The sequence below is a fragment of the Streptomyces sp. NPDC047982 genome (assembly GCF_043204165.1).
GTDB lineage: Bacteria > Actinomycetota > Actinomycetes > Streptomycetales > Streptomycetaceae > Streptomyces.
Genome location: NZ_JBIDBS010000003.1, coordinates 134987 through 156631, shown reverse-complemented (window position 1 = coordinate 156631; position 21645 = coordinate 134987). Strand labels below are relative to the sequence as shown.

Below are 21645 nucleotides of genomic sequence, written 5' to 3'. Positions count from 1 at the left end.
GTGATTCCTCGTGAACGTTTCCCTGATGCGGCACCAGTGCCCCCTCCCGGCACCCTTTGCCTCCGTCGCGGATCCGGTGAGGACCGACGAAGACGGACCGGCCACGTCGCCGTTTCCCGTCCCCGCCGGTTCTCATCGGCCGGTGTCCGCGCCGGTGGTGGCCTGTCCGCCCTGCGCCGGGGCGTCCCCGGCGCCCGGGGGCTCCGGGGCGACGCCGCCGTCACCAGGGGCCGACGGGACGGGTGTGGCCGCCGGGGAGGGATCGGTCACGTCGCCGCTGCCGCCGGGCCGCGTGGGGCTGGGCTCCGGATCGGCCGGGGCACGGCCGTCCTGACCGGAGTCGGGGTTCCGGCTCTGTCCGCCGGTCGGGGCGGTGCCGGGGGCCTCGCCGCTCTCCTGCCCGGGCGTCCGGTCCCGGTCCGGGCCGGTGCTGGTCGACGGCGCGGGGTCCTTCGTCCCGGAGTCCCGTTCGCCGCCTCGCACGACGGAGCCGACGGTCGTGCCCCGGCCACCGCTCAGGTCGTTCCCCGAGACCAGTTCGTACGTGGTGATCCCGGCCATGGCCACGGCGAAGACCACGGCCGCCCCGGCCGCGGAGCGCTTCCAGCCCCGGAACCGGGTGCCGTGCGTGGTGGCCTCGGAGAACTCCTCGTCGAGCGCCCCGTTCCGGCCCGGACGCCGGACCGCCGCGAGCGGCCGGGTCTCGTCGAACGGAGGAGGCGTGTCGAGCGGCCGGGTGGCGTCGAACGGCCCGGTCGGCCGGGTGTGGTCCTGACCGGCGCCCACGGCGCGCAGCACGGTCGTGGCATCCGCGGCGGGAAGCATCGTCGTGGCGTCCTCGGCTCCGGCGGGGCCCGGGTCCGGCGAGGAGCGCCGGCGCCTCGGTGTGGTTCGCGCGTCGCCCGCTCCCCGGTTCCGCCCCGCCGCCTCCCGGCCCTGGTGTTTCGCCTGGCCCGTGGCCTCGCGGATCTGCTCTCCGGTGCGGCGGAAGAAGTGCTGGAAGATCGAACCGCCGCACGTGGCGACGACGCTCATCACTCCGGCACCCAGGATCGTTCCGTAGACGCCCAGCTGGGAAGCCGCCACCGCCGCCGCGACCGCCGCCACGGCACTGCCCGCCACCTGCGGCAGGCTCAGATCTATTCGCTTTTCCTTGGGATCCGTGCCACTTTCCGGCTTCTGCACCATTTCCAGCCCTTGATTGACATCTCTCCCACCATGCACCAGAAGAAGACACCTGAGCGAAGTGATTAGTTCCGCTTCGGGAGATTCTGTGAAGCAGGACACGGGCGAGGGGCAAACGAGGCCCGGCTGGGTAGCTCAACCGCCGCACCCGGCGACAACTTCGACGGCGCGGCGGTCCACTCACGTGGCCCGAATGGAGTACTGTGACGAGCCCTGGGCCGGATTCCCGAACGGGTGTCCGGGATCTTCGGGAAGGGGGCCGCGAGGAGGCGCTCGAACCGGCGGCACCGCGGCATCGCACGGGGACCGGCTACATGATGTGACCAGAAGTCACTTCATGTAGCACAATGGGTTACCGTGTCATACCGGCGGTCAAGGGCTCACGCTCGACACACCGGGCAACACGGCAATGTTGTGGCAGGCTGCACCCGGGCAGGCCACACTCGACTAGCGGAAGCAGCGACGCACGTGACGTCGGCAGGCACCACCCGGGAGGTCCCCATGCCCGAACTGCGTGTCGTGGCCGTCTCCAACGACGGCACACGACTGGTGCTCAAGGCTGCGGACAACACGGAGTACACGCTTCCGATCGACGAGCGGCTGAGAGCCGCCGTGCGCAACGACCGTGCGCGGCTGGGCCAGATCGAGATCGAGGTGGAGAGCCACCTCCGGCCGCGCGACATCCAGGCGCGGATACGGGCCGGCGCCTCCGCCGAGGAGGTCGCCCAGTTCGCGGGGATCCCGGTCGACCGTGTCCGCCGCTTCGAGGGCCCCGTCCTCGCTGAGCGCGCCTTCATGGCCGAGCGCGCCCGGAAGACCCCCGTGCGCCGTCCCGGCGAGAACACCGGTCCCCTGCTCGGCGAGGCGGTGAAGGAGCGGCTGCGGCTGCGCGGCGCCGACAAGGAGACCGTCCAGTGGGACTCGTGGCGCCGGGACGACGGCACCTGGGAGGTCCTGCTGGTCTACCGTGTCGCGGGCGAACCCCACTCGGCGAGCTGGGCATACGACGCGCCGCGTCGGCTGGTCCAGGCCGTGGACGACGAGGCGCGTTCACTGATCGGCGAGACCGACGACGCCGCGCCCGAGCCGACCTTCCCGTTCGTGCCCCGGATCGCCCGGCTGCCGCGCGACCGGCCGCTGGACCGTCCGATGGAGCGCCCGTCGGTCCCCGCCCCCGTGCCAGACCCCGAGGAGCACGTGGGCGGCATCTCGGCCGGCGAACGCGACTCGCTGACCAGCCTGCTGGAGGCGGTTCCGAGCTTCCGCGGCGACATGGTCGTCCCGGACCGACCCGAGCCCTCCGTCCCGGATCCGGTCGCGGAGGAACCGGAGGCCGACGAGCCGCCCGCGGCGGCCGCCTCCGCGGGTGCCGGTTCCGCCTACGCGGATGTGCTGATGCCCCGGGCGGTGGCCGGACACCGCGACCGGCTGATCGGGACCACGGACCGCCAGGCCGAGGCGGACGGCGTCCGGCCGGGCCGCCGGGCCGCGGTGCCGAGCTGGGACGAGATCGTCTTCGGTACACGCCGGAAAAAGCAGGACTGAACGGGGCGACCACAGCATGACGAGGGCCCGTACGCCACAGCGTGCGGGCCCTCGTGCCGTGTTGTGCGTGCGCGGCACGAGAGAACCGTGCACGCCGAAAGAAGCGCGTGCCCCGGAAGAGGCGCCCGGCGCGGGAGCAGCGCGCGGCCGGACCGCGCCCCGGCCGCGCGCGCCGCTCAGGCCGGCGTGTCTCCCGTCACCGGGGGTCGGGCCCCGTGGCGACCGGGCGGGTCTCGTCGGCGGTCCACTCGGACCAGGAGCCCGCGTAGAGCGCCGCCGGAATCCCGGCGATGGCCAGGGCCAGCACCTCATGGGCGCCCGAGACGCCCGAGCCGCAGTAGACACCGACCTCGGACGCCCGGTCGGCGCCGAGTTCGGCGAAGCGGGCCGCCAGCGAGGGGGCGGGCAGGAACCTGCCGTCCTTCTCCACGTTCTCGGTGGTCGGGGCCGAGACGGCGCCCGGGATGTGACCGGCCACCCGGTCGATCGGTTCCACCTCGCCCCGGTAGCGTTCGGCGGCCCGCGCGTCGAGCAGCAGCCCCGACCGGGCCAGCGCCGCCGCCCCGTCGGCGTCCAGCAGCGGCAGGGCGCCGGGCACCGGCTCGAAGTCGCCCTCGGCAGGCGTCGGGATCTGCGTGTCGAGCTTCCCCTCCCAGGCCGCGAGGCCGCCGTCCAGCACCCGGACGTCCTCGTGCCCGGTCCAGCGCAGCAGCCACCAGGCGCGGGCCGCCGCCCAGCCGTGGCCGCCGTCGTACACGACCACCGGGGTGTCCGCGCGGACACCGGCCCGGCGCATGGTCGCGCCGAACTCCTCGGGGTCGGGCAGGGGATGGCGTCCACCGCTGCCCGCCGGACCTGCGAGGTCCGCGTCCAGGTCGATGAAGACCGCGCCCGGGATGTGGCCGGCCTCGTAGTCCGGGCGGCCGTGCGGGCCGCCCTGCCGCCAACGTACGTCCAGGAGCACCGGCGGGCGTGGCCCCGCGAGTTCGGTCGCGCATTCGGGTGCGGTGATGATGGGCTTCATAGGAGCCATCCTCGCGCGGGAGCGGCCCCACCCGTAACACCGTCACACCACCGAACCGGACGTACCGCATGTTTCCGGCCTCTCTTCCGAGATCCCGGAAGGTGCGGCGCGGCCGGTCCGTGTAGTGCGCCGGGTGGTGCGAGCATCTGCACGGGGCGCGCACCACCCGTGCCGCACCACGGCACACCGGCCCCCTTCCCCCGTACGGCCACCACGATGGTCCGAGGAGAGAGTGACGATGACCGAGGCTCCCGCCCGGCGCACACCCGGAACACCTTGCTGGGTGAGTCTGATCGTGCACGGTTTGAGCACCACGGAGGATTTCTACGCCGCTCTGTTCGGCTGGGAGTTCGCGCCCGGACCGGATCATCTGGGTCCGTATGTCCGTGCGTCGATCGGCGGGAAAGTGATCGCGGGCATCGGGCAGCTGCGGTCCGAGCGCCCCCTGCCCGTGGCCTGGACGACGTATCTGGCCACCGACGACGCCGATGCCACGGCGGAGCTGATCCGTTCCTGCGGCGGCACCGTCGCCGTCGGCCCGCTCGACGCGGGCGAGGCTGGACGGCTCGCCATCGCCGCCGATCCCGCAGGCGCGGTCTTCGGGATCTGGCAGGCCGCCGCGCATCTCGGCACGGCGCTCTCCGGCGCCCACGGCACCCCGGTCTGGAACGAGTTGCTGACCCGTGAGACCTCGACGGTCTGCAAGTTCTACCAGACCGTTTTCGGCTACGAGGCGGAGGCAGCCGTCTCGACCGACTTCGATTACCAGACCCTGCGTCTGGAGGGCCGACCGGTCGCCTCGCTGCACGGCGTCGGCCACGCGCTGCCGCGCGACCGGGGCCCGCACTGGATGACGTACTTCGAAGTCGCCGACACCGACGAGGCTGCCCGTCGTGTGGTGGAGCTCGGTGGATACATTCTGCAGCCGCCCCGGGAGGGGACGAGCGGCCGGGTGGCGACCGTGTCGGACCCGGAAGGCGCGGCCTTCACGATCGTCCGCTCGGACGTTCGCTGAGCCCTCCGGCGGGGTGTCGGCGTGCCCGGACCCGTTCCACATGCCGATGGGCGGGTCCGGCCAGCCGGGCGTGCATCTCGTCGAAGAGCTGCCGGGCGTGGGTTCCGCTCCATTGCCCGGGCAGCAGTTCACGCGCGACGCCGGGATCGAGGTAGACGAGGCGGCGCCAGTCGGTGAGGACCCCGATGTACGTCGTGAACGCCTGGCGGTCCGTCACCGGGGCACCGTTCGCGATCCGCTCGGCCACCGGACGGTGCGCGGCGAGGAAATCGACATACAGCCGCTGCAGCCGGTCGGTGTCCCACCAGGAGCGGACCTTCGCGGCGAGTTCGTCGGCGTGACCGCCGCCGGCCGACAGGTAGTCGGCCCGGAAGAGGTCGGCGTAGGAGCGCAGTCCGTGCCTGGCGAGCATGGACTCCGCCTCGTTGCGCACATGCCCCGGAGCGATCCACACTCCGGCGGACACGGACCCGAAGCCGAGCCGGGTGAGCTGGGTCCGCAGGGTGTGCCGCCTCGCGCGCTCGGACTCGGGCACCGAGAAGACGACCAGTACCCAGCCCTCGTCCACGGTGGTCCGCCGGGCCGCGAAGATGCGCGGATCGCCGTCGCGCAGCATCCGTTCGGTCTCGGGCGAGATCCGGTACCCGGCCGCTCCGGACACCGATTGGGCCTCCAGCAGTCCGGCCCGCTTCAGCCGGGAGACGCAGGAGCGTACCGTCGGCGCCTCGACATCGAGGTCGGCGAGGAGCTGGATCAGCGAGGCCACCGACATCCAGCCGTCGGTGTCGCGCGCGTACAGCCCGTAGACGGTCACGATCAGCTGCCTGGGCCGCACCTTGCCCAGCGGGGCCGGTCCGGACCCGGACTCTCGCGCGCTCACCGTGTTCACAGGCGTCATCCTAAGCAGCCGCGCACCACACCGACCGGGCGTCTCGGACGGAGGTCACGGGCAGTGTGCCCGGCGACAGCGCGCCGCGGGCATGCGCACTGGTCCTCCTGCGCTGGTGGTGGCGTCGACGCAGCCCCTCGTGACCGGCCTCGCCCGCACACTGGTCGGCACGCGGCGCGGCGCATTCGCCCACGGGCGGGTGCCGGCGCCCCGCCGCCCTCCTGCCCGCCCGCACCGGCCGAAGCCTCCCCGCGGGCGCTGCGCCGGCCGGCCTCGCTCGACCTCAGCGCGGGGAGAGGTCCTCGGGGAGGAGCAGCCGCAGGTCGTCCAGGCTCGGTACCGCGACGGTGCTCAGCCGTCCCGCCTGATGGGTCATCATCCGCTCCAGGGTCTGCCGGGCCAGCCGGGCGTTGCCGAACGTCTCCTCCCTGGGGATGCCGTCGAAGTGGTTCCGCAGGGCGCTGGCCGTGCCGGGTGCGCACTCGTAGCCGTTCTCGGCCGCGTGCATGCGGACGATGGTGACCAGTTCGTCCGAGGAGTAGTCGGGGAACTCGATACGCCGCGCGAAGCGTGAGTCCAGGCCCGGATTGGAGCCCAGGAACCGGTTCATCTCCGCGGTGTACCCGGCCACGATGACCACCACCTCGTCACGGTGGTCCTCCATCAGCTTCAGCAGCGTCTCCACCGCCTCCTGGCCGAAGTCCGACGAACCGGCTCCCGAGCGAGGCGTCAGGGTGTACGCCTCGTCGATGAACAGGACGCCTCCCAGAGCCCGTTCGAACACCTCTCGGGTCAGCTGCGCGGTGTGTCCGACATAGCGGCCCACCAGGTCCGCGCGTGAGACCTCGACGAGCTGGCCGCGGGGAAGTACGCCCAGGGAGGCCAGCAGTTCGCCGTAGAGCCGCGCCACCGTCGTCTTGCCCGTGCCGGGCGGGCCCGCGAAGACCAGATGGTTGCTGATCCGCGGCGCGGGCAGCCCGGCCTCCTTCCTCCGGCGCGCGGTGGCGAGCAGATTGACCAGGTTGCCCACCTCGCGCTTGACGGCCGCGAGGCCCACCAGGGCGTCCAGCCGCAGCAGCGGATCCTCGCCGCCCTGCCCGTCCCCCTGCGCACCGCCCGCCGGGACGCCCACGTCCTCCGCGGTCAGCACGGCCAGCTCCCGCTCGCCGGCGTCCGGCAGGGCGGCCAGCCGGGACGCCTGCCGGTCCACCATCTCCTCGAAGACCTTGCGGGCGGTACGGCCGTTGCCGAAGCCCGCGTCGCGGGGGATCCGCTCGAAGCGGGTGAGCAGTGCCGCCCGCGCCGCCGGATCCAGCTCGTAGTGGTGGCCGGTGCACATCCGCTCCACGATCGTGACCAGCTCGTCCGAGGTGTAGTCGCTGAACTCGACGCTGCGGGTGAAACGTGAGGCGAGACCCGGGTTGGACGCCAGGAAGTCCGTCATCTCCTTCGGGTAACCGGCCGCCACCACCACCACGTCCTCGCGGTGGTCCTCCATCAGCTTCACCAGGGTGTCGATCGCCTCGCGGCCGAAGTCGGCGCCGCTGCCGCCGCCGTCGGAGAGCAGGGTGTACGCCTCGTCGACGAAGAGCACCCCGCCCAGCGCCCTGTTGAAGGCCTCGGTGGTCTTGATGGCCGTTCCGCCGATGATCTGCGCCACCAGGTCGGCACGCGACACCTCCACCAGGTGCCCGGAGCGCAGCACGCCGAGCGAGGCGAGGATGGAGCCGTACAGCCGGGCGACGGTGGTCTTGCCGGTGCCGGGCGGGCCCGCGAAGACCAGGTGGCGGCTCATCGGCGGCGCGGGCATGCCGATGCTCGCCCTGCGCTGCGCCATCCGGTTGAGGTTGATCAGCGTCAGCACCTGCTGTTTGACCTCGTCCAGGCCGATCAGCGACTCCAGCTCGGCGACCGGGCCCGTACCGGACCGGGTGTCGGGCGCCGGGGCCGCTCCGCCGGGCAGCCGCCCGTCGCCCGCCGCTCCGGCGTCCTGCGCGGTGCCCCAGGCGTCCGGGGCACCGTTGTCCGCACTGACCAGTCCCTCGACGGCGAGCCGGTCACCGGGCACCGTCTGGCGCAATCCGCTGCCCCGGTTGGCGCGGGCGGTGCAGCCGGTAACCGACACGGCGTCGGTGCCTTCCACCCGGATGCCGTCGGCGCCCGAACCGGTCACCTCGCAGCCGTTGAGAGAGGCACGGGCGCCCGCGGACACCAGTACGCCGTGCTCGGCGGCATCCGTCAGCACGGCACGCACGGCCGCCAGTTCGCCCTCGGCCGCGATGTGGACGCCCGCGCCACCGGACTCCTCCACCGCGGTGTCCCGCAGCGTGAGCGCGCCCAGCGCGCCGATGTGGATTCCGGCCCCGGCGGAGTTGCGCAGCCGGCCCTTGCCCACGAACAGGTTGCCGTGGCCCGAGACATGGACCGCCGAGTCGCCCGACCGCTCGACGACGCTCTCCTCCAGCCGCCCCCTGCCGTCCTTGACGACCTCCACCCCGTGTGCGCCTGCCCCGGTGACCGTGGCCCGCAGCAGCAGCGGGTTGGCGCCGCTGCGGATCACGATTCCGGATCCGGCGCTGTCGCGCACCTCAAGACGGTTGAACTCGGCGGCCGAATCCTCGTCGAGCAGCACACCGATGCCCTTGGAGTCACGGACGACGGTGTCCGTCAGCACCGGTGAGGAGAAGCCGGTGACCCGCACGGCGGGTTCCTCGGCGGTGGCGAACACGCACTCCTCGAACGTGCCGCGGCTGCGCTCGGTCACCAACAGGCCGTGCCCGCCGGTCCGTTCGGTGCCGCACCGGGTCAGCGTCGGTGAACTGCCGCCGCCCAGAACGAATCCGTGCCCGGTGGCATCGCTGACCGCGACGTCCTCCAGGACGACCAGTCCGGCGCTGTTCACGAACACGCCGACGACGGCCTTGCGGACCGTGCCGCGCACCATCCTGACCGAACTCTCCTCCTCGACGGCGACGCCCGGCTTGCCGGTCGCCGATATCGCGCATTCCTCCAGGAGGACGTGTGCCTGCCCGTTGGCGAGGACACCGTTGCCCTTGGTGTCCCTGAGCCGGCTGAAGCGCGCGGTGATCCTGCCCCGTTCACCGGCCACCAGGGCCGAAGTCCCGAGGTGTTCGACGACGCAGTTCTCGAGGAAGCTCTCGGCCGAGGACGTGGACACCACACCGGCGCCCACCGGGTTGCTGATCCGGCACTGCCGCAGCGCCAGCGACCCGCCGTCCCGCGCGAAGAGCGCCGACCAGGCCGAACCGTGGATGTCGCACCGGTCCATCGCGAGCTGCCCGCGCGGCGCGTCGACCACGGGCAGTTCATCGTCGTGCCCGCGCAGCACGAGGTCCCTGACCATCACCGCGTCCCTGGTGAGCGTCAGCGCCGTTCCGCGCCGCGGCGCCAGCTCCACGGTCCCCTCGCCCTCGGCAGCGGTCAGGGTGATCGCGGCCGAGATCGTCACGCTCTCCTCGTACCGTCCTGGAGCGATCCTGACGACCGCTCCGGCACGGGCCCGTGCGACGGCCTCCCCGACGGTGCGGTGGTCGCCCGTCCCGTCTGCGGCGACGGTGAGCATCTGACGTGACACGTTCTGACCTCCCGGACCCCTGCGCCGTAGGTAACGGGGCGGAGGCGCGCGGCATGTAGGGCGTGGGAAACTGCTGTAGCCATCATGCCTGTTGCCGCAGGTCGCCCGCCATGGTGATCGGCGTTCCGGCGCCGCCGGAGCACCGGTTCGGGGCGATCCGGGGCAGGTACCGGTGGTGGCAGGGAGCGTCGTTACCATCGCCGCATGCGATCTTCGAGGTCCTCGGTGTCCCGCGCGCTCGGACCAGCAGCACTGGCCGCCCTGCTCCTGATACCCGGCACCGCGGCTCCCGCCGGTGCGGCGGGATCCGCGGACAGCCCCTCGCTGCCGGGAATACCCACCACTGTCGCCGACGGCCGCCCGTGCACTGCGGGGTCCGCCAAGAAATCGGCCCAAGTCCCCTGGGCGCAGAGCTTCCTGGGCATCGACAGGGCCTGGGAGCTCAGCCGGGGAGCGGGGGTGAAGGTCGCCGTCATCGGTACCGGAGCGGATCTGCGCCGGGTGCCGGCGCTGGACGGCCGGGTCACCGCAGGCCCGGATGTGGTGGCGGGCGGCACGGCGCGGGACGACTGCGTCGGATACGGCACGTTCCTCGCCGGTATCGTCGCGGGCGGGCAGCAGCAGGGCCTCGAAGCGGCCGGGGTCGCCCCGGAGGCCGAGGTGATCGCGGTGCGGGCCACCGACAGACATGGCGCGACCACACCCCAGGCGCTGGCCGAGGGGATCAGGGCGGCCACCCGAACCGGGGCGCGGATCATCCTTGTGGCGCTGAGCGTCCCTTCCGCCCCGAAGGAACTGAAGGACGCCGTCCTCGCCGCGCAGAAGGCCGGTGCGCTGGTGGTGGCGCCCGCCTCGGCGCGGGAGTGGGAGAGCGGGGCGGGGGGATCGCAGGCGGAGAAGGGGCCCGCCTACCCGGCGGCGCTTCCCGGGGTGCTCGCCGTCTCCTCGGTGGGGCCGGGCGGGAAGCCGGAAGCGCCAGGCACGGAGAAGGGGCGGCGTTCACAGCCGAGACTGAGCGCTCCCGGCGTCTCGGTGGTGGGGCCGGGCCCGGGTGGCCGCGGCCAGTTCACCGGCCGCGGTGACGCGGTGGCCGGCGCCTTCGTGGCGGGTACGGCAGCCCTGGTCCTCTCCTACCACCCCCGGCTGACCGCCGAGCAGGTCGCACACCGGCTGGAGTCCACCGCGTACGGGGCCGTGGGTGACACGCCGGACCCCGGCATCGGGCTGGGGATCGTGGATCCGGTGCGGGCGCTCTCCGCCGTACTTCCCGAGGAACGCCCACAGCCCCCGTCCGGAACGCGGCCGGCCTCGGCACCGGCCGTCCCGCCGCTCGACCCGCCGGAGGCGCGCAACCGGGCGCTGGCCGTGGCAGGCGGGGCGGCCGGGGTCGCGGTGCTCGTCGCCTTCCTCGCGTTCGCGCTGCCCCGAGGGCGCCGCCGGGGATGGCGGGCGGGCCGGGCCGGGGGGCCGGTCACGGAAACGGGCTGAGCCATGACCGCCGGCCGAGGCGCCTCGCCTTCCGATGACCGCTCCCCCGGCGCGACCTGCGACGATCCGCTCCTCGGCGCACCGGGCCGGAAGGCCCTCATCCCTTTCGGGAGCACTCGGTCGTGAGCCCCGTCACCGGCCTCCATGGGCGGAACGCCTAGGAACTTTCGGGAGCCGGGTCGGGCAGCAGCGGGGTCTGCACCTGCACCACACCCCTGCGCGTGATCAGCTGTGCCCGGCCCGGCGGCAGTTGCCTCGGCTTGGTGTCGTTGAACAGATATCCCTCCGAGGGCGGGCAGGAGAGCAGCGCGGCAGGCGTGTTGACTTCCAGCAGACGGCGCAGCAGAGGATCGTTCATCGCCCGCGCCACGCCGTTGGCGCTGCGTGCCACGATCAGGTGCAGGCCGAGCTCCGCGCCCTGGGCGAGGTAGTCGAGCAGCGGCCCGAAGTGGTTGTTCATGTTGCCGCCGGACACCATGTCGTAGTCGTCCACGACCAGGAAGACCCGCGGTCCGCTCCACCAGTCCCGCCGCTTCAGCCGGGCGGGCGAGATGTCCGCGCCGGGCAGGCGCTCCTTCATGGCCCGTGCGACGCCGTCCACCGCCTGCTTGAGCACGTCGACGGAGACGGCGTAGCCCAGCCGGTGCGACTCGGGGACGCTCTCCAGGAGCCCGCGCCGGTAGTCGATCAGCAGGACCCGCGCCTCGGCGGGGGTGTAGCGGTCGGTGACCGCCCGGCAGACCGAGCGCAGCAGGTTGGTCTTGCCGGTCTCCGCGTCTCCCACCACCACCAGGTGCGCCGTCTGTGCGAAGTCGTGCCACATGACGTCGAGCTGGTTGCCCTCCAGGCCCAGCGGCAAGCGCAGATCGCCGTCCGCGCCGACCTGGGCGTCGGGCAGCTCGGTGGGTTCCAGGACCGACGGCAGGGTGCGGACCGCGGGTGCGGGCGGGCCCTGCCAGTGCTCGGCCACCTGTGCCACCGCGTCGGCGACGCCCGCCCCGAGGTCCGAGGCGCTGTCGCCGCCGTCCAGCCGGGGCAGAGCGGTGAGGAAGTGATGCTTGGAATCGGTCATGCCGCGGCCGGGCGACTTGGGGATGGTCGCGGCCGCCCGCATATTGATCATGGAGTCCATGCTGTCGCCGAGTCGGAGTTCGAAGCGGGTGCCGAGCTGGTCCCGCAGCGCGGTGGGGATCTCCGACCAGCGGCCGGCCGCCACGACGAGGTGCACACCGTAGTTGAGCCCCCGCGCCGCCAGGGCCGTGAAGGTGTCCATGATGTCCATGAAGTCCTGGCGGATCGTGCCCCAGCCGTCGACGACGAGGAACACATCGCCGTACGGCTCGTCCGGCAACTCACCGGCGGCCCGGCGGGCGCGCAGCGTCGCCATGGAGTCGATGCCCAGCTCGGCGAACTGCTTCTCGCGCCGGGCCACCAGCCCGTGCACCTCGGCCAGTGTGCGCTGCACCCGTTCCACGTCCAGCCGGCCCGTCACACCGCCCACATGCGGCAGGTCGCGGAGCGAACCGAGTGAACCTCCGCCGAAGTCCAGGCAGTAGAACTGGACTTCGCGCGGCGTGTGCGTGAGCGCGAGCGACATGATCAGGTCGCGCACGAGGGTGGACTTGCCGCTCTGCGGACCGCCCGCGATACCGACGTGCCCGCCCGCGCCGGACAGCTCGGCGACCAGGGGTTCGCGGGTCTGGTCGAAGGGCCGGTCGATGATGCCCACCGGCACCGTCAGCGTGCCGTGCAGTTCGGGATCGATGGTGGTGAGACCCCGCTCGGCGTGCGGCTCCACGCCCATCAGCAGGATGTCCAGCGACAGCGGGCTGTCCAGCGGCGGCAGCCAGACCCGGTGCGCGGGCCTGCCGCCCTCCCGCATCCGGGACACGGCCAGCGCGAGCAGGGACTCCTCGCTCTCCTCCTCCGCCACCGGCTGCGGGGCCGGGTCGGGTGCGGGAAGCCGGGGCGCGGTCCACTCCGTGCGGTACGCGACGACCTGACCTGCGACGGCCGAAGCGCCGACCCTGCGGACGCCCCGGTAGGGGCCGGAGACGTACGCGGCCTTGAACCGGACCAGGGTCCCGGTGTCCTTCTTCAGGATGGCGCTGCCGGGCACGGAGGGCAGCTGGTAGGCGTCCGGCACTCCCAGGACCCCACGGCTCTCCATCGAGGAGAACGTACGCAGCGCGATCCGGTACGACAGATGCGACTCCAACTGGGTCATCCGGCCCTCGTCCAGCCGCTGCGAGGCGAGCAGCAGATGCACGCCCAGGCTGCGGCCGAGCCGCCCCACCATCACGAACAGGTCCATGAAGTCGCGGTGTGCGGAGAGGAGTTCGCTGAACTCGTCGACCACCACGAAGAGCGTCGGCAGCGGCTCCAGGTCGGTCCCCGCGGCCCGCGCCGTCTCGTACTCGAACGCCGACGTGTAGTTCCCGGCGCTGCGCAGCAACTCCTGTCGGCGCATCAGCTCACCGTGCAGGGCGTCCTGCATGCGCTCCACCAGGGAGGACTCCTCGGCGAGGTTGGTGATCACGGCCGAGGTGTGCGGCAGACCGTCCAGCCCCAGGAACGTGGCGCCGCCCTTGAAGTCGACCAGGACGAAGTTCAGCTTCTCCGAGGAGTGGGTGAGCGCCAGCGCCAGCACCAGGGTCCGAAGCAGCTCGGACTTGCCGGAGCCCGTCGCGCCGATCAGCACGCCGTGCGGGCCCATCCCGCCCTGTGCCGCCTCCTTGATGTCCAGTTCCACCGGGGTGCCGTCACCGGCGAGCCCCAGCGGAACCCGGAGCCTGGCCCGCTCGCTGCGATCGTCGCGCACGGCATCCAGGTCGACGGTGTGCAGGTCGGGGAGACCGAGCAGGGTCGTCAGCTGCACGTCCGAGGTGAGCGCCTCACCGTTGTCCGTGGTGATGCCCATCCGATAGGGCGACAGCAGTGTGGCCAGTGCCCTGGCCCGCCGGGGACCCAGGGCATCGGGCCTGCCGAGCGCGGACGCGGTCTCCTTCCCCGACCGGTCGGTGCTGACCAGTTCGAGCCGCTGCCCGGCGATCCGCAGCCGCAGCGTGTGGCGCGACGGACGCCAGGGCAGGGAACCGGAAACGTCCAGCGTCACCACGTTGCGGTAGCCGTCGGTGGCCAGCCGGGAGTCGGCGGGCGTCCGGGCGCTGTCCAGGATCACGACGCAGTAGGGCTCCTCGGCGCTCGGGACGGCGTCCGTCTCGAAGGCGGGCCGGCCCGTCAGTTCCTCACCGAGCAGCGATTCGAGACCCAGGACGGAATCGGTGACCAGTCGCACCGGTCCCCCGCCGTCGACGTCCGTCGGATGCTGGGCGTGCGGCAGCCACTTCACCCACTCCCAGGTCCCCCGGCGGTCATGGTCCGCCAGCACCACGATCCGCAGGTCCTGCGGCGCGTGGAACACACTCAGCTGCGCCAGCAGAGCCCGCACCATCGGGTGCGCGGCCTCCTCGTCGGACTGGAGCAGGACGCGCGCGTAGGTACGCAGATAGACCGCGACCGGCTGGTCGGGCACGGTCCCGTACGCCTTGATGAAGCGCCGCAGGGCGTGCGCGGACAGCGGCTCCAGATCCTCCACCGGCTTGGTGCTCAGTGGGGTCAGTTTCGTCGCCAACTGCTGCTCGCCCACCGCGATCCGCACCTCGGCGAAGTCCGCGTGCGTCGCCCGCCGCTCCCACAGCCTGGCCGTGGGCACCAGGCTCCACAGGGACGCCGGGTCCGGGTGCGACCACGCCTGCGCCTCCCGCTGCTGGTTGATCACCTTGCGTACACGCCTGCGGCTGATCGACAAGTACCGCATGTAGTCGCGCCGCTCACCGAGCAGGACCCGCTTGCGGTCCCCGGAAGCCCGGACGATCTGCGAGACCAGCATGCCGACGGCCGACAGCGCCATCAGGCCGATGGCGACGTACATCATGGGGCCGCCGCCGCTGCCGGGACGCAGGAAGATGAGCACCATGCCGAGCGAGCTGAGCGCCATCGGCATGTACGTGATCATGTTGCCCATCGCGCTCTGCGTCTCCGGCACCGTGGGCGGCTCCTGGAGGCTCAGTTCGCCATGGGGCATCTCGGGGCCAAGACGCCGGGGAGGCCTCTTGAAGAGGACCACGCTCAAAGGGAATCGCCTTCCTGAGGGGTGCCGGCGGTTGCCGTGACATGACTTTGAAATGACGGAACGTCAAACGCCTGCGGTACGGCCGCCGTTGCGGCAACGCAGGCCGGGGGTGTGGGTGTGGGCGGCGCAGATGATCTTGACCGCACCCCACAACGTACAGACTGCACGCACAAGTTAATGTGATCAATCCGACCGCGTCGACCACTGTCCTGGAAGGCGATGAAACGCGCTTGACCGACACATCCGCGGCACCACTGTGCCGCCTCACGGTGCTGACGCCCGACCGCTCCGTCGAACTTGCCGTACCGTCCGACATCGTGCTCGCCGATCTGCTGCCGACCATCGTCGACCACGGGGGCACCGACCTCTACGAACGGGGTGCGCAGGCAGGCGGCTGGGTGCTCCAGCGCCTCGGCCAGGAACCTCTCGACGACGAGAGCACTCTCGGCGACCTCGGCCTGCGCGACGGCGAAACGGTCCATCTGCGCCTGCGGGGGGACGCCCTCCCCGAGATCCACTACGACGACCTCGTCGACGGGCTCTCCAGCCGACTTCGTGAACGCCCCGACTCCTGGCGGCCGGTGTGGTCGCACCACCTCATGACCGCGCTCGCCCTGTGTGCCCTGGCCACCGGCCTGCTGCTCCTGATGCTGCCCGGCGCCATGGGGCTCAGGACGGTCTGCGCGGCGGCGACCGCGATCCTCCTGCTGGCCGGTTCGGCGGCAGCCTCCCGGGCGGTCGGCGACATCGGCGCGGGCGCCGCGCTCGGCGCGGCGGCCGTCCCCTACCTCGCCCTGGCCGGAGCCCTGGTGCCCCAGGGAGCCGTGTCCGACGCGGAACTGGGCGCCCGACTGCTCGCGGGCTGCTCCGCGGCGGCCGGCGCCGCCGTGCTCGCGCTGGCCGCCGTGGGCGCGTGCGCCCCGCTGTTCCTGGCCGCCGCCCTGGCCGCGGTCCTCGGGGCGGTCGGCGGAGCCGTGATGCTCTGCGGCGTCCCGGCCACCGGCACGGCCGCCCCGCTGATCCTGGCGGTCGTTCTGCTGGGACACTTCCTGCCCGCCCTGGCGTTCCGCCTGTCCGGCCTGAAGGTTCCGCTGCTGCCCACCAACGCGGGCCAGCTCCAGGAGGGCATCGAGCCCACCCCGGACGAGCGGATCGCCGCCCGTGGCGCCGTCGCCGACAGCTACCTCACGGGCCTCTACGGTGCCACCGGGCTGGTGGCAGCGGGCTGCCTCACGGCGCTGGCGTTCGAGAGGTCCTGGGCTCCGCTCACCCTGGCCGCGGTCCTGTGCGCGCTGATGTTCACGCACGCACGGGCGATCGGCGGCGCCTGGCAGCGGCTCGCCGTCGTCCTGCCGGCCGCCTACGGTTCCCTGCTGCTGACGGTGCAGTTGGTCGTTCGGACCGACGACGGCGTCCGGCCGCTGCTGCTCGCCGCCCTGCTGGCCGTCGCGGCCGTGCTCGCCATCACGGGCTGGACGCTCCCCGGCCGGCGTCTGGTGCCCTACTGGGGGCGCGCGGTCGACCTGCTCCATCTGCTCTTCGCCATCGTCCTCGTCCCGCTGGCCCTGCTCGTCGCCGGTCTCTACCAGTACCTGCGGGGCCTCAACAGCTGAGCCCGCTGTCCGGCGGCCGAAAGCCCCGGTATCCCGGGCCCTCGCGTGCCGGGCCGATGCCCGGTCGGAAAGGCAAGGAATGCAGTCCAGGCGGGACCAGGTCCACGCGCACATGTTCGTCATGAGCCGACTGTCACTGGGAATGCTCCGGGACGACCCGGACGCCCCCGAGTCCGCACACCGGCGGACCACGAAGGGTTTCGTCATCGGCCTCGTGGTCGCGGCCCTGGCCGCACTCATCGTGACGGTGTACGGGCTGGTGGTGCCCGGCGGCTCGAACGCGTGGAAGGCCAACGGAACGCTGGTGCTCGACGAACGTTCGGGCGCCCGCTATCTCACGCTCGACGGAGTCCTCCACCCGGTCCTCAACGAGACCTCGGCCAGACTGCTGGCCGGTGACCGGATGAAGGTGGTGAGCGTCAAGCCCGCCTCCATCGAGGACGCCCCGCGCGGCGCGACCCTGGGCATCGTCGGCGCGCCGGATCCGCTGCCGCAGGCGGGCGCGCTCAGCCGCGAAGCCTGGTCGGTGTGCGCCACCCGGCCCGACGCCGCCCCAAAGCCGCTCCTCACCCTGGCCGTCGGCCTGACCGCCGAGGGCAGGCCCGTCACCTCGGGCGGGGCCACCCTGGTGCGTACCGTCCCGGGCGGCACCACGTATCTCCTCTGGCACGGCACCCGGATGCGCCTGAACACCGCGAACTACGCCGTCCAGGCGCTGGGTTACAACCCGGACGATGCGCATCCGGTCCCCGACGCGTTCCTCAACGCCCTTCCGGCGGGCCCGGATCTGGCAGTGCCGGAAGTGACCGGACGCGGCAAGGCGGGCCCGTCGCTGGCGGGTCGCCCGACCCGGATCGGCCAGCTCTTCGACGGCTCCGGCGGCCACTACCTGCTGACGGAGCGCGGGCTGGCCAAGGTCACCGCGCTGGAGGAGGCACTGCTGAAGGGCGATCCGCGTACCCAGCGGACCGCGTACGCCAAAGGAGCCGTCGTCCTGCGGAAGATCGGCCCGGACGACCTGGCGCGCCACCAGGACCCGAAGGCGACCCGACTGGTGGGAGCCGGGGGCGGTACGGTCCCGACCGACCTGCCCAGGCCCAGCCCGGTCCGCGCGGGCGAGGGCGTCTGTGCCGTCGTCGGCACTGCGGACGGCAGGCCGACGGTCTCGGTCGTCCTGCCCCGCGCGGACGCGGTGGGGGGCCGGCCGGTGTCCAACCAGCCCGGAATCACCGCGGGTTTTGGGACCGCAGACATGTTCGCGGTACGCCCGGAGGGCGGTGCCCTCGTCACGGCACTCTCCTCGGCCGGCACCGGTACGGCGTACTACCTGGTCACCGGGTCCGGTGCCAAGTACGCGGTGCCGGGGGGCGAGAAGGGACTCCAGCGGCTCGGGTACGGAGCCGCTCAGTCCGTGCCCATCCCGTCAGGAGTCCTCGGGATGCTCGCGTCGGGGCCCGCGCTGGACGACACGGCCCTGCTGACGCAGGGACTCGTGGAAGCGTCGCGGGCAACGCCCTGACAGCCCATTTCCCTTAAGCATCACGGTAATTGAGGTTTCTTTGAGCATAGGAGGGCCGAAAGCACGTGCTTTCTCCGGCGTTTCCGCAGCTCAGACACGTGTCGAAGATGAACACTCAGATTATCGGGGCACGTTCGTACCAAGATCCCGTACCGCGTATTAGCCTGATGCTTCGTCGACCACCGCAGGACGTGATTCCCGGTGGTCGGCCCGCCGTGCGCCCGTGGTGCCGCCCGTGTTCCCGCAGTGTCCAGGAGGACCCCCATGCCTGATGTCTCCGGCTTCAACGTCAACTCGGCCGACGGCCTGTCCAACGATGAAACAGCGATGCTCCAGACGCTGAAGACGCTGGACCAGCATCTTCGCGACATGGACGAGGCGGGCCGCAAGGTCAGGGCCATCCAGAGCCAGGTGCGGGGCGCCTACCAGGCGGTCTCCTCGGAGACCCACGCGGCGGGCATCGACGAGTGGCTCAGGGCGCACAGCCGGGTCATGGAGCGCACCCAGTTCTTCCGGGAGGGCACCGCCATGGCCAACCGGCTCCTCACGGACGCCGAGCACGAGGCGAACACCTATGCCTCCCTGATCAGCGGCACGATCAACCCCGGGTGACCTTCCCCGCTCCCTCCCCAGCACATCTCTCTCCCCCGTTCTCTCCCCCGCTCTCTTAACTGCCTCACGAGGAGTTCCTTCATGTCCGTCAAGATCAGCCACCAAGGGGTCCTGGACGCCATCAAGAACATGGACACCGCCCAGCAGGAGATGAAGGAAGCGCTCGCCTGGATGGAGAAGAACTTCGGCGCGCTGCGCGACACCCTGAATGGTCAGACCCGGACCGCCTGGGAGGAGTTCCAGTCAGAGCTGGGCCGGATCAAGCTGCAGCTCGACGAGCAGTACGGGGTCGCCCGGACGACTCTCCAGCGGATGCACAACCGGCAGATCGACGGGGACCTCGACGGTGGCCGCGGCCTGAGCAACCTCCAGGGCAGCTGACCCGACCGACCGAATCGACTTATGAGGTATGAGCATGGCTGGTGACGAGAAGCCGGGCGACATGTTCCAGTCGACCGACGGCGTCTACCTCAGGTACGCGAACCAGGAAATCCCCACGTTCCGTCGTGACCTCACGGTCAAGCCGGAGTACGTGAGCCTGGGATCGAAGATCCCGCTCGCTCTCGGAAATCCCGAGAAGTGCTCGCAGGCGAAGGCACTCGAGGGCCAGATGGAGACGTACCGCGCCAGTATGCGCACCCGTTACGAAACGGCGATCGCGCTCATGAACAACTTCTCGGCCAGTCTGCGGGACGTGGAGACCAAGCACAGGGACGCCGAGGACGACTCCACCGGCATGGGTGGCGCACTCGTCGACGAGTTCTCCGAGATCCTGACCCCGAAGGGAAAGTGAAACCATGGCCGAGGTGCCGCCCGGGATGCCGGCCAGGTGGGAGGACATCCTCGCCATGTTCCACGACGGCACCACCAAGCTCCCTGACCGGAACCTCGTGGCGGGCGAGGGTGCCAGGTGGATCACCAAAGAGGTGAACGGCGCCTGGTTCGACGGCACTCCGAAGCTCAAGGCGGAGGAGTGGGGGCTTGACGGGTACCACGCGTTCGCCTTTCCGACCCGACCGAAGGAGCAATGGCTCATGTTCGGGTTCGGCTACAACTGGACCGACTTCGGCAATGAATCGGGGGCGCTGATGGAGTTCACCTCAGCACCCGATTCGATTCTTGGTTCGGTGGCGTCCGGGACGAACAAGGACGCCAATCCCCTGTCGTCGAAAAAAGCGTCCGAGATCCTCAACAACATGGACGTCTGGACGGGCGGATGGGCGGCCAAGTTCAACGAGTGGGCCGAGAAGGTGAGCGATGGCTCGGAGGAACTGCAAGGAGAGTCCGCCGCCCTCTTCGAAGCCGTTCTCCAGGCGGTGAAGCGTTCGCTCCAAGAGACCCAGTCCTTTTACATGGGTGGAGCGATCAAGGACGATCTCCAAGCGGTGAGCGATCAGTTGACGACCACCATCGGGGTGCTGAGGAAGAACTTCTTCGACTGGTTCGAGAAGCGGGAAACCGTGGGCACGGGCATCGAGCACCGAGAGGCCGGTGCCGTCTCCATGGCCTACACCCATCTGTATGCGGAGTTCTTGAAGGTCATGGCTACCCAGAACCCGACGTCGGACCACAATCCGAATGTCAGCGGGCCTGACTGGGGCGGCATAGAGTACCGCGCGAAATCGAACTGGCTCGCGTACGTCAAGACCGAACTCGACGACAAGTCCTCCCAGACGATGCTCGACCTGGCGACGGCCTACGACAAGGCGACCGGGAAGCTCTCCGACGCGAACTCCGTCGTGAAGCCGACGTTCACCATCTCGCTGACGCCCGAGGAGCAGAAGAACTTCTACGGCGACACGGGGGCGGGCGGTGACGGTGGCACCGGCGGCACCGACGACATCCTCAACAAGTTCAAGGAGATGTTCGGCAACGGTGCCGGCGGTGACGGCGCGGACGGGGGCGGCGCGGGCGGGGACGGGGGCGGCGTCGGCGGTAAGGGCGGCGGTGATCTCGGCCTCGGTGCCCCGCCTCCGGTCACCGGGCCGAGCGGCGGCACTTCCGGCACCAATCTCCCGCATACCAACAACCGCGGCCTCGGCCCGAATCCGGTCACGGGACCGAGCGGCAGCACCTCGGGGGGCACGGGAAACCCCCTGGGCGGCGGCGGGTTCCTGACGGTTCCGGCCGGCTCGCGCATCGACCCCAAGACCGGCGCCGTCACCGACTCCAAGGGCAAACCGGTTCTCGGCTCGAACGGCAAGCCCCTGATCGTGCCGCCCGGCTCCACGATCGGCCCCGGGGGTAAGATCATTACGCCCACGACCGGTGGCCCGAAGCCGCCGACGCTTCCGGGCGGCTCCACCTCCGGGGACCTGACGCGGGGCTTCGGGGTCGATGCCGAGGGCAACATCACCGTCCCCAAGGGCACCAGGGTGGACGCTCAGGGAAACCTGATCGGTGCCGACGGCAAGCCGCTGACCAATGCGTACGGCGGGAAGCTCACCGTCCCGCCCGGCTCCCGTATCAACGCCGACGGAACCATCAGCGACCCGCAGGGCAAGCACATCACCGAGAACAGCAACAACCTGAGGACCCGCAACCCCAAGACGCTCGACGAACTGCTCAACGGTCAGCGCCGTCCGTCCACGTCGAGCGGTGATCTCTTCGGCGGCTCGAAGGGAGCCACCGAGAATCTGCGCAGGATGGTCGACAGCAACGGCAACCCGGTCCGTGAGCCGACCGCCGTGGTGTCCGGGCTCAGCAACCGCGCCCGTGCCGCCATGGGGCTGCCCGCGATCCCGGCTGCCCCGCCGACGCAGGGCAATGTGTCCACCCAGTCGCTCGGCGCCCTCGGGCGGGGCGGAGCGGGGGGCGGGACGGGGACCGGCATGCCCTTCATGCCGCCCATGGGCATGGGCGGCGGTGCCCCGGGTGGTGGAGGCAACGGCGCTGACCGGCAGCGCAACGTATGGCTCTCGGAGGACGAAGAGGTGTGGGGCACCGAGCCCGACGCCGGAACGGGTGTGATCGGACGATGAGTTCCGCAGGTGCAGAAGCGGCCGGGATACCCGCCGGGGGCGGG

General features: G+C 71.4%; 14 protein-coding genes. 9 read left to right on the top strand and 5 right to left on the bottom strand.

Translation table 11 applies throughout. The annotated features are described in order from the left end of the window. Nucleotides 1-132 precede the first annotated feature (132 nt). Complete coding sequence (locus ACGF2V_RS04410) at nucleotides 133-1188, bottom strand: hypothetical protein (protein WP_362617851.1); 1056 nt, start codon at nucleotides 1186-1188, stop codon at nucleotides 133-135. A 498-nt stretch (nucleotides 1189-1686) separates the two neighbouring features. Here ACGF2V_RS04410 and sepH point away from each other — a divergent pair, with 498 nt between their 5' ends. Then, nucleotides 1687-2730 carry a septation protein SepH gene (sepH, locus tag ACGF2V_RS04405; protein WP_362617854.1) on the top strand — a complete coding sequence of 348 codons (1044 nt, stop codon included), beginning with the start codon at nucleotides 1687-1689 and terminating at the stop codon, nucleotides 2728-2730. Nucleotides 2731-2926: 196 nt separating this feature from the next. On the opposite strand, the gene ACGF2V_RS04400 is transcribed toward sepH, so the two are convergent. Further along, a complete protein-coding gene (locus ACGF2V_RS04400; protein WP_362705678.1) occupies nucleotides 2927-3754 on the bottom strand; it encodes a sulfurtransferase in 828 nt (275 codons plus the stop codon). Between the two features lie 238 nt (nucleotides 3755-3992). On the opposite strand from ACGF2V_RS04400, the gene ACGF2V_RS04395 reads away from it, so the two are divergent. After that, nucleotides 3993-4769 (top strand): VOC family protein, encoded by a 777-nt coding sequence (locus ACGF2V_RS04395; RefSeq protein WP_362617858.1) that lies wholly within the window; start codon nucleotides 3993-3995, stop codon nucleotides 4767-4769. Here the strand turns inward: ACGF2V_RS04395 and ACGF2V_RS04390 are convergent. Together ACGF2V_RS04390 and ACGF2V_RS04385 are read right to left on the bottom strand one after the other, a co-directional pair. Then, nucleotides 4741-5667, bottom strand: coding sequence for a PaaX family transcriptional regulator C-terminal domain-containing protein (locus ACGF2V_RS04390; RefSeq protein WP_389045211.1), 927 nt, complete (start codon nucleotides 5665-5667; stop codon nucleotides 4741-4743). The two genes, ACGF2V_RS04395 and ACGF2V_RS04390, sit on opposite strands and share 29 nt — an antisense overlap. Before the next feature lie 274 nt (nucleotides 5668-5941). After that, a complete protein-coding gene (locus tag ACGF2V_RS04385; protein ID WP_362705706.1) occupies nucleotides 5942-9241 on the bottom strand; it encodes a right-handed parallel beta-helix repeat-containing protein in 3300 nt (1099 codons plus the stop codon). Nucleotides 9242-9457: 216 nt separating this feature from the next. On the opposite strand from ACGF2V_RS04385, the gene ACGF2V_RS04380 reads away from it, so the two are divergent. Beyond that, nucleotides 9458-10741, top strand: a complete 1284-nt coding sequence (locus ACGF2V_RS04380; protein WP_362705683.1) for a S8 family serine peptidase — start codon at nucleotides 9458-9460, stop codon at nucleotides 10739-10741. 157 nt (nucleotides 10742-10898) lie between these two features. Here the strand turns inward: ACGF2V_RS04380 and eccCa are convergent, their stop codons facing one another. After that, nucleotides 10899-14828 carry a type VII secretion protein EccCa gene (gene eccCa, locus ACGF2V_RS04375; protein WP_362705686.1) on the bottom strand — a complete coding sequence of 1310 codons (3930 nt, stop codon included), beginning with the start codon at nucleotides 14826-14828 and terminating at the stop codon, nucleotides 10899-10901. 278 nt (nucleotides 14829-15106) lie between these two features. Here eccCa and eccD point away from each other — a divergent pair, with 278 nt between their 5' ends. The 6 genes from eccD to ACGF2V_RS04345 all read left to right on the top strand — a co-directional run bounded on the left by eccD (nucleotide 15107) and on the right by ACGF2V_RS04345 (nucleotide 21601). Continuing rightward, a complete protein-coding gene (eccD, locus tag ACGF2V_RS04370) occupies nucleotides 15107-16489 on the top strand; it encodes a type VII secretion integral membrane protein EccD (protein WP_362705689.1) in 1383 nt (460 codons plus the stop codon). A 79-nt stretch (nucleotides 16490-16568) separates the two neighbouring features. After that, nucleotides 16569-18008: a type VII secretion protein EccB gene (gene eccB / locus ACGF2V_RS04365; protein WP_362617870.1), complete on the top strand. Its 1440-nt coding sequence runs from the start codon at nucleotides 16569-16571 to the stop codon at nucleotides 18006-18008. A gap of 264 nt (nucleotides 18009-18272) precedes the next feature. After that, a complete protein-coding gene (locus ACGF2V_RS04360) occupies nucleotides 18273-18620 on the top strand; it encodes a hypothetical protein (protein ID WP_362617873.1) in 348 nt (115 codons plus the stop codon). Between the two features lie 81 nt (nucleotides 18621-18701). After that, a complete protein-coding gene (locus tag ACGF2V_RS04355; protein WP_362617876.1) occupies nucleotides 18702-19001 on the top strand; it encodes a hypothetical protein in 300 nt (99 codons plus the stop codon). A 34-nt stretch (nucleotides 19002-19035) separates the two neighbouring features. Continuing rightward, a complete protein-coding gene (locus ACGF2V_RS04350; RefSeq protein ID WP_362617880.1) occupies nucleotides 19036-19413 on the top strand; it encodes a hypothetical protein in 378 nt (125 codons plus the stop codon). Nucleotides 19414-19417: 4 nt separating this feature from the next. Next, on the top strand, nucleotides 19418-21601 hold the full coding sequence (locus ACGF2V_RS04345; RefSeq protein ID WP_362705691.1) for a hypothetical protein: 2184 nt from the start codon (nucleotides 19418-19420) through the stop codon (nucleotides 21599-21601). Nucleotides 21602-21645 lie beyond the last annotated feature (44 nt).

What these genes read in the sequence shown, in the direction of transcription:
- ACGF2V_RS04380 (WP_362705683.1), top strand. Translation starts at nt 9,458, where the DNA reads ATGCGATCTTCGAGGTCCTCGGTGTCCCGCGCGCTCGGACCAGCAGCA.
- ACGF2V_RS04345 (WP_362705691.1), top strand. Translation starts at nt 19,418, where the DNA reads ATGGCCGAGGTGCCGCCCGGGATGCCGGCCAGGTGGGAGGACATCCTC.
- ACGF2V_RS04385 (WP_362705706.1), bottom strand. Translation starts at nt 9,241, where the DNA reads ATGCTCACCGTCGCCGCAGACGGGACGGGCGACCACCGCACCGTCGGG.
- sepH (WP_362617854.1), top strand. Translation starts at nt 1,687, where the DNA reads ATGCCCGAACTGCGTGTCGTGGCCGTCTCCAACGACGGCACACGACTG.
- ACGF2V_RS04400 (WP_362705678.1), bottom strand. Translation starts at nt 3,754, where the DNA reads ATGAAGCCCATCATCACCGCACCCGAATGCGCGACCGAACTCGCGGGG.
- eccCa (WP_362705686.1), bottom strand. Translation starts at nt 14,828, where the DNA reads ATGCCCCATGGCGAACTGAGCCTCCAGGAGCCGCCCACGGTGCCGGAG.
- ACGF2V_RS04360 (WP_362617873.1), top strand. Translation starts at nt 18,273, where the DNA reads ATGCCTGATGTCTCCGGCTTCAACGTCAACTCGGCCGACGGCCTGTCC.
- ACGF2V_RS04395 (WP_362617858.1), top strand. Translation starts at nt 3,993, where the DNA reads ATGACCGAGGCTCCCGCCCGGCGCACACCCGGAACACCTTGCTGGGTG.
- ACGF2V_RS04350 (WP_362617880.1), top strand. Translation starts at nt 19,036, where the DNA reads ATGGCTGGTGACGAGAAGCCGGGCGACATGTTCCAGTCGACCGACGGC.
- ACGF2V_RS04410 (WP_362617851.1), bottom strand. Translation starts at nt 1,188, where the DNA reads ATGGTGCAGAAGCCGGAAAGTGGCACGGATCCCAAGGAAAAGCGAATA.
- ACGF2V_RS04390 (WP_389045211.1), bottom strand. Translation starts at nt 5,667, where the DNA reads ATGACGCCTGTGAACACGGTGAGCGCGCGAGAGTCCGGGTCCGGACCG.
- ACGF2V_RS04355 (WP_362617876.1), top strand. Translation starts at nt 18,702, where the DNA reads ATGTCCGTCAAGATCAGCCACCAAGGGGTCCTGGACGCCATCAAGAAC.
- eccB (WP_362617870.1), top strand. Translation starts at nt 16,569, where the DNA reads ATGCAGTCCAGGCGGGACCAGGTCCACGCGCACATGTTCGTCATGAGC.